Here is a 12,735-nt window from a genome sequence, read left to right as displayed (position 1 = left end):
CCCGCGTGGCGAACGCAGGCCGCGTACGGACTCGAGTGCCGGACGGGAGCGGATGAGAGAGGGCCCGCTCGATTCCCTCCGGTGGTCAGATCAAGAGAAAGTGTCAGCCCTTGAGGGGCGCGACCTTCGACGCCAGCGCCGACTTCTTGTTGGCGGCCTGGTTCTTGTGGATGACGCCCTTGGAGACGGCCTTGTCGAGCTGACGCGCAGCCGCGCGCTGGTACTCGGTGGCCTTCTCGGCGTCACCCGCGGCAGCGGCCTCGCGGGCCTTGCGGATCGCGGTCTTCAGAGAGGACTTGACGGCCTTGTTGCGCAGCCGGGCCTTCTCGTTGGTCTTGTTCCGCTTGATCTGGGACTTGATGTTCGCCACGAATGAGCCTCTACAGGTTCAGGCACGGAGCCGCACGGGTCCCGCACCGATGATTTGCTGATGTTTCCAGAAAAGACGTGCCTCGTGCTGAGAGGGCAGGAGACACAGCCACCCAGACTACCAGCGGGCCGCCGAGTGGCCCAAACCGGTCGCCGGTCCCCGCCCGTGGGACCATGGAGGCTACGTATCGATCCGACCCGAGACCGCAGACACTGCGGACGCCTCAAGAATCAGGACCCTGCGTGCCCGCGATCCCCAGCCATGTGCCCGAGCCGAGCCGTACCGACCCGACGCTGCTCCGCAACTTCTGCATCATCGCGCACATCGACCACGGCAAGTCCACGCTCGCCGACCGGATGCTCCAGCTGACCGGTGTGGTCGAGCAACGGCAGATGCGCGCTCAGTACCTCGATCGCATGGACATCGAGCGTGAGCGCGGAATCACGATCAAGTCGCAGGCCGTGCGTCTGCCGTGGGCTCCCACCCATGACAAGAAGAACACGCACATCCTCAACATGATCGACACCCCGGGACACGTCGACTTCACGTACGAGGTCTCGCGGTCGCTCGCGGCCTGCGAGGGGACCGTGCTCCTCGTCGACGCCGCCCAGGGCATCGAGGCCCAGACTCTCGCCAACCTCTACCTGGCGATGGAGAACGACCTCAAGATCATCCCCGTACTGAACAAGATCGACCTGCCGGCCGCCCAGCCGGAGAAGTTCTCCGAGGAGCTCGCCAACCTCATCGGCTGCGACCCCGAGGACGTGCTCAAGGTCTCGGCGAAGACCGGCGTCGGTGTGGACGCGCTCCTGGACCGGGTCGTCCGCGACGTCCCGGCCCCGGTCGGCGTCAAGGACGCCCCCGCCCGCGCGATGATCTTCGACTCGGTCTACGACTCGTACCGGGGCGTGGTCACCTACGTCCGCGTCATCGACGGCCAGCTCAACAAGCGCGAGCGCATCAAGATGATGTCGACCGGCGCCACCCACGAGCTCCTCGAGATCGGCGTCTCCTCCCCTGAGATGACGCCGGCCGACGGCATCGGTGTCGGCGAGGTGGGCTACATCATCACCGGTGTGAAGGACGTCCGTCAGTCCAAGGTCGGTGACACCATCACCAGCAAGGACAAGGGCGCCACCGAGGCCCTCGGCGGGTACAAGGACCCCAAGCCGATGGTCTTCTCCGGCCTCTATCCGCTGGACGGCTCGGACTACCCGGACCTCCGCGAGGCGCTGGACAAGCTCCAGCTCAACGATGCCGCCCTGGTCTACGAGCCGGAGACCTCCGCGGCCCTCGGTTTCGGCTTCCGCGTCGGCTTCCTCGGCCTGCTGCACCTCGACGTCATCCGTGAGCGCCTGGAGCGCGAGTTCAACCTCGAACTCATCGCCACCGCGCCCAACGTGGTCTACCGCGTGATCATGGAGGACGGGAAGGAGCACACGGTCACCAACCCGAGCGAGTTCCCCGAAGGCAAGATCGACAAGGTCTTCGAGCCGGTCGTGAGGGCCACGATCCTCGCTCCCAGCGAGTTCATCGGCTCGATCATGGAGCTCTGCCAGACCCGCCGCGGCACCCTCCTCGGCATGGACTACCTCTCCGAGGACCGTGTCGAGATCCGCTACACGCTCCCCCTCGCCGAGATCGTCTTCGACTTCTTCGATCAGCTGAAGTCCAAGACCCGCGGTTACGCCTCCCTGGACTACGAGCCCACCGGCGAGCAGGACGCGCAGCTGGTGAAGGTCGACATCCTGCTCCACGGTGACCGGGTCGACGCCTTCTCCGCCGTCACTCACAAGGACGCCGCGTACGCGTACGGCGTACGGCTCGTCGCCAAGCTGCGCGAGCTGATCCCGCGCCAGGCCTTCGAGATCCCCATCCAGGCCGCCATCGGTTCCCGGGTCATCGCCCGCGAGACCATCCGCGCCATCCGCAAGGACGTCCTCGCCAAGTGCTACGGCGGTGACATCTCCCGTAAGCGGAAGCTGCTGGAGAAGCAGAAGGAAGGCAAGAAGCGGATGAAGATGGTGGGTTCCGTGGAGGTTCCGCAGGAGGCGTTCATCGCCGTTCTGTCCAGCGACGAGAACGCGGGTTCCGGCAAGGGCAAGAAGTAGCCGCCGTTCAGCGTGAAAATAGGGGCTTGCCGCGTGTCAGCGCGGTGAGCCCCTACGCGTAGGTAGCGTCGCTCTCTGTAGGAAGTGACAGGGCGCCGCCTCTTACGCACCGGCCGGTCGCGCTTTACTCTGATCCCTGCTCGGTAGTTACTCGTGAGTTAAACAACAGCCGCAATGAGCCAGCCGCACAGCCGCGGGCCCCGGAGGATGTCGTGAGCGACACACAGACACTGATCGAGAACCGTCCGCCGAGCGTGGCGGTCGTCTTCCTGGACCGCGTGGCGGCCACGCCGGACGCCGAGGCCTACCGCTACCCGGTGCCGCCCGCGGCCGGTGAGGGCCCGGACGACTGGAAGTCGCTGAGCTGGGGGCAGACCGCCGAGCGGGTCTACGCCATCGCGGCCGGCCTGATCGAGCTCGGTGTGCAGCCGGAGCAGCGGGTCGCCCTCTCCTCCTCGACGCGGGTCGAGTGGATCCTCGCGGACCTGGGCATCCTGTGCGCCGGCGCCGCCACGACCACGATCTATCCGCAGACCAACGCCGAGGAGTCCGCGTTCATCCTGTCGGACTCCGGCAGCCGGGTCCTGTTCGCGGAGAACGCCGAGCAGCTGGCCAAGGCGCGGGAGAAGCGGGCCGAGCTGCCCGACCTCACCCACGTCGTCGTCATCGACCCGGCCGGCGTCGAGACCGGCGACTGGGTGCTCACGCTCGCCGAGCTGGAGCAGCGCGGTGCCGCGTACCTGGAGAAGAACCCCGACCTGATCAAGGAGAAGGTCGGCGCGATCACCAAGGACCAGCTCGCCACCCTGATCTACACCTCCGGCACCACCGGCCGACCCAAGGGTGTCCGCCTGCCGCACGACAACTGGTCGTACATGGCGAAGGCGACCGCCGCGACCGGGCTGATCAGCAGCGAGGACGTGCAGTATCTGTGGCTGCCGCTCGCGCACGTCTTCGGCAAGGTGCTCACGTCCGGCCAGATCGAGGTCGGGCACGTCACCGCCGTGGACGGCCGTGTCGACAAGATCATCGAGAACCTGCCGGTCGTGCAGCCGACGTACATGGCTGCCGTGCCGCGCATCTTCGAGAAGGTCTACAACGGGGTCGCCGCGAAGGCCCGTGCGGGCGGCGGCGCCAAGTACAAGATCTTCCAGTGGGCCGCCGAGGTGGCCCGCGAGTACGCCAAGGTCACCCAGGACAACTTCCGGCGCACCGGCACGGCGTCGGCGCCCTTCGGGCTCTCCGCCAAGCACAAGGTCGCGGACGCGCTGGTGTACGCGAAGATCCGTGAGGCGTTCGGCGGCAACCTGCGCGCCTGCGTCTCCGGCTCGGCGGCCCTCGCGCCCGAGATCGGCTACTTCTTCTCCGGCGCCGGCATCCACATCCTCGAGGGCTACGGCCTCACGGAGTCGTCGGCCGCGTCCTTCGTGAACCCCGGCGAGGCCTACCGCACCGGTACGGTCGGCAAGCCGTTCCCCGGCACGGAGGTGCGCATCGCCGACGACGGCGAGATCCTGCTGCGCGGGCCCGGCATCATGGAGGGCTACCACGGGCTGCCCGAGAAGACCACCGAGGTCCTCGAGCCGGACGGCTGGTTCCACACCGGTGACATCGGCGAGCTGTCGCCCGACGGGTATCTGCGGATCACCGACCGCAAGAAGGACCTCATCAAGACGTCCGGCGGCAAGTACATCGCGCCCGCCGAGGTCGAGGGGCAGTTCAAGGCGGTGTGCCCGTACGTGTCCAACATCCTCGTCCACGGTGCCGACCGGAACTTCTGCACGGCGCTGATCGCCCTGGACGAGGTGTCCATCATGGACTGGGCCAAGGAGAACGGGCTGGAGGGGAAGTCGTACGCGGAGGTTGTCGCCGCGCCGGCGACGGTCTCGATGGTCGAGGGGTACGTCAAGGAGCTCAACGAGGGGCTTCAGCGGTGGCAGACGATCAAGAAGTTCCGGTTGCTGCCGAGGGATCTCGACATCGAGCACGGTGAGATCACGCCGAGTCTGAAGCTGAAGCGGCCGGTTGTGGAGCGGGAGTACAAGCACCTCATCGATGAGATGTACGCGGGGTCGCGGGAGGCGTAGCGCGGAAGGGCAGGGGCGGCGGGGACTGCGCGGCGGATGACGGTCCGTTGCGGCTTGTTCGCGCAGTTCCCCGCACCCCTGGGTCAGATCCCCCGCCCCCTGCTGACCAGTTGCCGTATCTGCCGGATCTGTGTGCGCAGTGCCTGCACGTCCAGGGAGTCGTTTCCGGCCAGCTGGGACTCCAGGGCCGCCAGCCGACCGCTCAACTCCCCGTCGGCGGCCTGCTCCTGCGCCAGCAATCGTTCCAACTGCTGGTTCTTGCGGTGCAGGTCCAGGAACACGGTGACCTTGGCTCGCAGGACCCATGGGTCGAACGGCTTGGTCAGGTAGTCGGCCGCTCCTGTGGCGTAGCCGCGGAAGGCGTAGCGGGAGTCGTCCTCCGCGCCGGTCAGGAAGATGATCGGGACGTGCTTGGTCTGGTCGAGCCGTTTGATGTTGGCGGCGGTCTCGAAGCCGTCCATGCCCGGCATCCGTACGTCGAGGAGGACGAGGGCGAACCGATGTCGGAGCAGGGCCTTCATCGCCTCCTCGCCCGAGCGGGCACGGACGAGTGGTTCGTTGAGGGACCCCAGGACGGCCTCCAGCGCTGTCAGGTTGTCCTCCATGTCGTCCACCAGGAGGATGCCGGCGCTCTGGTCGGTCGTTGCCTCAGTGCTCATGTGACTGGCCTCATTCAGTCGTCAGCCGGCGGAACCACAGCCTCCTCGACCTCGGCGTGCTTGTCGTCGGCCGCGCCCTCGGGGTCCAGGAGTGCGCAGATGACGGTCAGCAGCTGGTCGACGTCCACCGGCTTCGGTACGTAGTCGTTGGCGCCCCGCGCGATGGACTTCTCGCGGTCTCCCGGCATCGCCTTCGCGGTGAGCGCGACGATGGGCAGGCCTGTCCAGCGGGGGGTGCGGCGGATGGCGGCGATGGTCTCGTAACCGTCCATCTCCGGCATCATGATGTCCATCAGGACGAGTTCGACGTCAGGGTTGCGCTCCAGCGTCTCGATGCCCTCGCGGCCGTTCTCCGCATAGAGGACCGGCATGCCGACGCGGCCCAGGACATGGGTGAGGGCGAAGACGTTGCGGATGTCGTCGTCGACGATCAACACCCGGCGCCCGGACAGGACCTGGCCCGCCCGGCCCGATTTCCAGGCCTCCAGCTTGGTGGGCGCCGGCCAGGAGTCGTCCGCCTCGTGGGCGGTGGTAAAGGGCTCGGCCGACAGCTCGTCCGGCACCGGCAGAGGGCGGTTCTCCGGGGTCGGGCCGGTCGCCGAGTGGCCGGGGCTGACGACCGGGACGTACAGCGTGAAGGTGGAGCCCTTGCCGGGCTCGCTCTCGGCGACGATACGGCCGCCCAGCAGGCCCGCGATCTCACGGCTGATGGACAGACCCAGTCCGGTGCCGCCGTACTTGCGGTTGGTCGTGCCGTCGGCCTGCTGGAACGCCTCGAAGATCACCGGGAGCTTCTCGCGGGCGATGCCGATGCCGGTGTCGGAGACCTGGAAGGCGACCACGTCATCACTGTCGTGGAGGTAGTGCAGCTCCGGGTCCTTCACCCGGTGGACCTGGAGCTCGACCCGGCCGTTCGCGGTGAACTTGATCGCGTTGGAGAGCAGGTTGCGCAGGATCTGCTGGAGGCGCTGCTCGTCCGAGTACATCTCGCGCGGTACGTCCTCGCCGACCGCCACCTCGAAGGCGAGCCCCCGGTCGAGGGTGAGCGGGCGGAAGGTGGCGTGGACGTAGTCGAGGAGTTTGATCAACGGCAGCCGCTTCGGGCGTACGTCCATCCGGCCCGCCTCGATCTTCGAGAGGTCGAGGATGTCGTTGATCAGTTGCAGGAGGTCGGAGCCGGAGCGGTGGATGGTCGTCGCGAACTGGACTTCCTGGTCGGTGAGATGGCCGTCCGGGTTGTCCGACAGCAGACGGGCCAGGATCAGCAGGGAGTTGAGTGGGGTGCGCAGTTCGTGGGACATGTTCGCCAGGAACTCCGACTTGTACTGCGAGGACGTGGCCAACAGGGCCGCCTTCTCCTCCAGTTCGGCGTTCGAGCGCTGCAACTCCGCCTGCTGCTTCTGGAGCTCGTCCGAGCGTTCCTGGAGCTGCATGGCGAGGCGCTGGGACTCGCCGAGCAGGGACTCCGTACGGGAGTTGGCGATGATGGTGTTGATGGCGACGCCGATGGTGTTCACGAACTGGTCGAAGAAGGCCAGGTGGACGTCGGAGAAGCGGGAGAAGGACGCCAGCTCGATCACGCCGAGGAGTTTGTCCTCGAAGAGGATCGGGATGATGACGACGCTCGCCGGGGCGGCCTCGCCGAGCCCGCTGTTGATCTTGATGTAGTCCGGCGGGGCCTCCTCCACCAGGATCCGCTTCTTCTCGCGCGCGGCCTGGCGCACGAGGCCGTGCACAGGCATGGCTCCCGTGTCGACGGTCGCGCTCTGCGCCGAGCCGTACCCGGCGATGAACGCGAGCCCCTTCGCGGGAACGGCCGTGTGGAGGGACGTGCCGTTCTCGTCGGGGTCGGCCAGGAAGAATGCGCCGTACTGGGCGTTCACCAGCGGGGTCAGCTCCCGCAGGATCAGGTCGGCGACCTCCATCAGGTCCCGGTGGCCCTGCATCAACGCGGCCAGGCGGGCCAGGTTCGACTCCAGCCAGTCCTTCGCGCGGGTCGTCTCGCGGAGGTTGGCCACCATCAGGTTGATGTTGTCCTTCAGCTCGGTGACCTCGCCCTGCGTCTCCACCGTGATCGAGCGGGACATGTCGCCCTGGGCAACGGCCGAGGCGACCTCGGCGATCGCGCGGACCTGGGTGGTGAGGTTGAGCGCGAGTTCGTTCACGTTCGTCGTCAGGCGCTTCCAGGTGCCGTAGACGCCCTCCACCCGGGCCTGGCCGCCGAGTTGGCCCTCGGAGCCGACCTCGCGGGCGACACGCGTGACTTCGGAGGAGAAGGAGGACAGGGTGTCGACCATCGTGTTGATGGTCGTCTTCAGTTCGAGTATCTCGCCGCGGGCGTCCACGTCGATCTTCTTCGACAGGTCGCCCTGCGCGACCGCCGTCGCCACCTGGGCGATGTTGCGGACCTGCGAAGTGAGGTTGTCCGCCATGTAGTTGACGTTGTCGGTCAGGTCCCGCCAGACGCCGGAGACGCCCAGTACCTGGGCGCGTCCGCCGAGCCGGCCGTCGGTGCCGACCTCGCGGGCCACCCGGGTCACCTCGTCGGCGAAGGCGCGCAGCTGCTCCACCATCGTGTTGACGGTGTCCTTGAGTTCGAGGATCTCACCGCGGGCGTCGACCGTGATCTTCTTGGACAGGTCGCCGTTGGCGACGGCGGTGGTGACCTGGGCGATGTTGCGGACCTGTGAAGTCAGGTTCAGAGCCATGAAGTTGACGTTGTCGGTAAGGTCCTTCCAGACCCCGCTGACCCCCCTGACCTGGGCCTGACCGCCCAGGTTGCCTTCCGTGCCGACCTCGCGAGCCACGCGCGTGACCTCGTCGGCGAAGGCGGACAGCTGGTCGACCATCGTGTTGATCGTCGACTTCAGCTCCAGGATCTCGCCCTTCGCCTCGACCGTGATCTTCTTGCCGAGGTCGCCCTGGGCCACGGCGGTGGAGACGAGCGCGATGTTGCGGACCTGCGAGGTCAGGTTGTCCGCCATGAAGTTGACGTTGTCGGTGAGGTCCTTCCAGACGCCGGAGACGCCCCGCACCTGGGCCCGACCGCCGAGGTTGCCTTCGGTGCCGACCTCGCGGGCGACGCGGGTCACTTCGTCGGCGAAGGCGGAGAGCTGGTCGACCATCGTGTTGATGGTGGACTTCAGCTCCAGGATCTCTCCCTGGGCGTCGACGGTGATCTTCTGGCTCAGGTCGCCGTTGGCGACGGCGGTGGTGACCTGGGCGATGTTGCGGACCTGCGAGGTCAGGTTCGAGGCCATGAAGTTGACGTTGTCGGTGAGGTCCTTCCAGACCCCGCTGACCCCTCGCACCTGGGCGCGCCCGCCCAACTGCCCCTCGGTGCCGACCTCGCGGGCCACGCGCGTGACCTCGTCGGCGAAGGCGGACAGCTGGTCCACCATCGTGTTCACGGTCAGCTTCAGTTCGAGCAGCTCGCCGGTCGCCTCGACCGTGACGGTGCGGGTCAGGTCGCCGCGGGCCACCGCCGTCGTCACCAGGGCGATGTCACGCACCTGGGCGGTCAGCCGGGACGCCATGGTGTTGACCGCCTCGGTCACGTCCCGCCAACTCCCGGACAGACCGGTCACCTTGGCCCGCCCGCCGAGCCGCCCCTCGGTACCGACCTCACGGGCGACCCGGGTCACCTCGCCGGTGAACAAGGAGAGTTGGTCGACCATCCTGTTCACGGCCCGGCCGAGCCGCCGTAGATCACCGCGCAACTGCCTGCTGCCGTCGTGCAGATCGACCCGCTGGGTCAGATCGCCGCCGGCCACCGCGTCCAGTACGCGCGTCGCGTTGGCGGCCGGCGCGACCAGCGCGTCGAGGAGTTGGTTCACGTCGTTGACCCGGGAGGTCCAGGCGCCCTGTCCCGGGCTGGCCGAGAGGCGCTCGTCGAGCCGGCCGTACCGCACCAACTCCCGCTTCACACGCTGGGCTTCGGAATTGAAGTGCGTGCTGCGGTCCATGATCTGGTTGAAGACGGCGGTCAGTTCGGCCACCAGGCCGTGGCCTGATTCCGGCACCTTCGAGAAGTCCCCGTCCCGGGCCGCGGTCATCGCGGCGAGCAGAGGACGTAGATCCGATGCTCGAATCAGGCCATCTTTGTGCCCTTCTTCGAGCACAGGCGTAGCACTGTTCTCACTCATGGCGGCCCACTTCGGTAACTCGGCGCTTATGGGCGTGGCCAGTCTGTCACTCTGTCGGCATCGACTGAGGCGTATTCGTCCGAACCGCTCGGGGAGCTGTACATGGGGGCCATTCCGACGCAACGGGAGACCGTTTCCCGTGCCTCTGATGCGCCTGCGCACGAGGAGGCGCCCGCACGCGTCGCCGAGGCGCTTCCACCCGCCGACGCGCCCCCGGGCGCCGAGGCACTTCCACCCGCCGACGCGCCCCCCCGCGCGCAGGCGCACGCCGCCCTGCCCGGCAATTCCCTCGCGCCGGGCGCCGCCCGCGCGCTGTTACGCGCCACTCTCGCCGACTGGGCCGAGCGCGCTCTCCCCGGCACCGAGAACCTCACCGACCGGCTGGCCGACGACGCGGTCGTCCTGGTCAGTGAGCTGGTCACCAACGCCGTCGTGCACGCCGGCACCGACGTCGAGCTGATCTGCCGGCTGGAGCCGGAGACCGGCGCCCTGGTCGTCGAGGTTCTGGACCACCATCCCTCCCGTGCTCCGCGCGACGCCGCCGAACCGTCGTACGAGCCGACGGAGTACGGGCGCGGCCTGCGGCTGGTCGCCGCGCTCTCCGAGTCCTGGGGCATCACCTACCGCACGGGCGCCAAGACGGTGTGGGCGCGGCTGCCCGCGCAGGGGGAGTCGGCCGCCGACGCGCGGCAGGCGTACGCCGGGGAGCGCGAGCTGCGGGTGGCCGAGATACTCGCCCCGGAGCCGCGGCGCGTCGAGCAGGACCGGGAATGGCTCCATCGCGGCGCCCTCTCCTTCCTCGCCGAGGCCTCCGACCTGCTCGCCGGGCAGCTCGACGAGAACCTGGTGGCCGCGCTCGCCGGACAGCTCATCGTGCCGCGGCTGGCCGACTGGTGTGCCGTATGGCGGGAGGACGAGCTGACGGGCCGGGGCGGCTGGGCGGCCGACGGCACCGGCGGGACCGGCCCGCGCCTCGCCCGGGTGTGGCACAGCAGCGAGAACCGGATCGAGGACCTGCGCCAGGCCCTGGAGAAGGAGCCACCGCGCCCGGCCGACCGGCCCGGGCCCGCCCCCTTCCCCTGGCCCGGCGACGCGCTGGGCCCGCACGGCACGCACGGCGCCGCGCTCGCCTACCGGCTGACGGCCGGCGGCCGCCCGCTCGGCACCCTGGTCATCGGCCGGTCCGGGGTGCTCAGCTTCCCCGACGAGATCACCGGCCTCGTCGAGGACCTCGGCCGCCGGGTGGCGCTCGCCATCGGCGCGGCCCGCCAGTACGCCCGGCAGGCCACCATCAGCGCCGTACTGCAGCGCGGACTGCTGCCCGGCGCGGTCGCCGAGATACCGGGGGTGCGCAGCGCCCTGGTGTACGAGCCGTGCGACAAGGGCGGGCCCAGTGGCGACTTCTACGACCTCTTCCCGGCCGGCGACGGCCGCTGGTGCTTCGCCGTCGGTGACGTCCAGGGCAAGGGCCCCGAGGCGGCCGTCGTCATCGGCCTCGCCCGGCCCTGGCTGCGGCTGCTGGCCCGCGAGGGCTACCGCGTCGCCGACGTCCTGGACCGCCTCAACCAGCTGCTCCTGGATGACGCGACGGAGGCCGCGGACGCGGCGGCCCGCGCACTGGCCTCCGCGGGCGGCCGGCCGATGGCCCCCGGAGACGGCCCGCAGACCCGCTTCCTCTCCCTCCTCTACGGCGAACTGGCCCCCTTCGACGGCGGGGTGCGCTGCACCCTCGCCTCAGCCGGACACCCGCTGCCGCTGCTGCTCGGGGCGGGCGGCGAGGTCCGTACGGCCGCGCATCCGCAGACCCTCCTCGGGGTCGTCGAGGACGCCACGTACACCAGTGAGACCTTCGAGCTGCGGACCGGCGACAGCCTGCTGTGCGTGACCGACGGGGTGACCGAGCGGCGCAGCGGCTCCCGCCAGTTCGACGACGAGGACGGGCTGGCTCAGGCGCTGGCGGGCTGCGCGGGACTGGACGCCGAACTGATCGCGGAGCGCATCAAGCGGCTCGTGCACGAGTTCGGGGCGCGGCCGCCGGAGGACGACCTGGCCCTGCTGGTGCTGCAGGCCGAGTAACGGCGTCGGTACGGGACAATGGGGGCATGCCTTCCGCACTCCCCGACGGCGAGCCCGTCCCCGACGACGGCGCACTGCCCGCGCCCGCGCTCGCCGGGGCGGCCGACCGCCCCCTCGGGTTCTATCTGCACGTCCCCTACTGCGCGACCCGCTGCGGCTACTGCGACTTCAACACCTACACGGCCACCGAGCTGCGCGGCACCGGCGGCGTCCTCGCCTCCCGCGACAACTACGCGGACACCGTGATCGACGAGATCCGCCTGGCCCGCAAGGTCCTCGGCGACGACCCGCGAGAGGTCCGCACGGTCTTCGTCGGCGGCGGTACGCCCACGCTGCTGGCCGCGGGGGATCTCGTACGGATGCTGGGGGCGATCCGCGACGAGTTCGGCCTCGCCGCCGACGCGGAGGTCACTACGGAGGCGAACCCGGAGTCGGTCGATCCGGCGTATCTGGCCGCTCTGCGCCAGGGCGGCTTCAACCGGATCTCCTTCGGCATGCAGAGCGCGAAGCAGCACGTACTGCGCGTACTGGACCGCACGCACACGCCGGGGCGCCCCGAGGCATGCGTCGCGGAGGCGCGGGCGGCGGGGTTCTCGCACGTCAACCTGGACCTGATCTACGGCACGCCGGGGGAGTCGGACGACGACTGGCGGGCCTCGCTGGAGGCGGCGCTGGGCGCCGGTCCGGACCATGTGTCGGCGTACGCGCTGATCGTCGAGGAAGGCACGCAACTGGCCCGTCGGATCCGGCGCGGCGAGGTCCCGATGACGGACGACGACGTGCACGCGGACCGGTATCTGATCGCCGAGGAGATGCTCTCGGCGGCCGGGTTCGACTGGTACGAGGTCTCGAACTGGGCGACTTCGGACGCCGGCCGCTGCCTCCACAACGAGCTCTACTGGCGCGGTGCCGACTGGTGGGGCGCGGGGCCGGGGGCGCACAGCCATGTGGGCGGGGTGCGCTGGTGGAACGTGAAGCATCCGGGGGCGTATGCGGGGGCGCTGGCGGCGGGGCGGTCGCCGGGGGCGGGGCGGGAACTCCTGTCGGAGGAGGACCGGCGGGTGGAGCGGATCCTGCTGGAGCTGCGGCTGCGGGAGGGGGTGCCGCTGGATCTGTTGCGAGAGGCCGGCCTCAAGGCGTCTCACCGCGCCCTGTCCGACGGGCTTCTCCAGCGGGCGCCGTACGAGGAGGGGCGTGCGGTGTTGACCCTGCGGGGGCGGTTGCTGGCGGATGCGGTGGTTCGGGACCTGGTCGACTGAGGGGGTTTCCGCCCCCGCCGCCCCTTCC

Annotated in this window: 7 protein-coding genes; 4 read left to right on the top strand and 3 right to left on the bottom strand. The window is 69.2% G+C overall.

Annotation, left to right across the window (positions count from 1 at the left end; all coding sequences use genetic code 11):
• Positions 1-103: 103 nt before the first annotated feature.
• Positions 104-370, bottom strand: coding sequence for a 30S ribosomal protein S20 (rpsT, locus tag ACFYO2_RS27740; RefSeq protein WP_354772341.1), 267 nt, complete (start codon positions 368-370; stop codon positions 104-106).
• 242 nt (positions 371-612) lie between these two features.
• Here rpsT and lepA point away from each other — a divergent pair, with 242 nt between their 5' ends.
• Positions 613-2,481, top strand: coding sequence for a translation elongation factor 4 (gene lepA, locus ACFYO2_RS27735; RefSeq protein WP_388354454.1), 1,869 nt, complete (start codon positions 613-615; stop codon positions 2,479-2,481).
• 212 nt (positions 2,482-2,693) lie between these two features.
• Positions 2,694-4,568, top strand: a complete 1,875-nt coding sequence (locus tag ACFYO2_RS27730; protein WP_388354452.1) for an AMP-dependent synthetase/ligase — start codon at positions 2,694-2,696, stop codon at positions 4,566-4,568.
• A gap of 83 nt (positions 4,569-4,651) precedes the next feature.
• Here the strand turns inward: ACFYO2_RS27730 and ACFYO2_RS27725 are convergent, their stop codons facing one another.
• Complete coding sequence (locus ACFYO2_RS27725; RefSeq protein WP_388354450.1) at positions 4,652-5,227, bottom strand: two-component system response regulator; 576 nt, start codon at positions 5,225-5,227, stop codon at positions 4,652-4,654.
• A gap of 14 nt (positions 5,228-5,241) precedes the next feature.
• The gene (locus ACFYO2_RS27720; protein WP_388354447.1) at positions 5,242-9,372 is read right to left on the bottom strand and encodes a HAMP domain-containing protein; all 4,131 of its coding nucleotides are present in this window, start codon (positions 9,370-9,372) and stop codon (positions 5,242-5,244) included.
• Between the two features lie 102 nt (positions 9,373-9,474).
• On the opposite strand from ACFYO2_RS27720, the gene ACFYO2_RS27715 reads away from it, so the two are divergent.
• Entirely contained in the window at positions 9,475-11,448 is a 1,974-nt protein-coding gene (locus ACFYO2_RS27715; protein WP_388354444.1) for a SpoIIE family protein phosphatase, read from the top strand.
• Positions 11,449-11,474: 26 nt separating this feature from the next.
• Entirely contained in the window at positions 11,475-12,707 is a 1,233-nt protein-coding gene (gene hemW, locus ACFYO2_RS27710; RefSeq protein WP_388354441.1) for a radical SAM family heme chaperone HemW, read from the top strand.
• The last annotated feature ends 28 nt before the right edge of the window (positions 12,708-12,735 follow it).

The sequence above is a fragment of the Streptomyces sp. NPDC006602 genome (assembly GCF_042870385.1).
Lineage (GTDB): Bacteria > Actinomycetota > Actinomycetes > Streptomycetales > Streptomycetaceae > Streptomyces.
The sequence above is the reverse complement of the archived record's forward strand: the minus strand, read 5'-3'. Positions and strand labels throughout refer to the sequence as shown.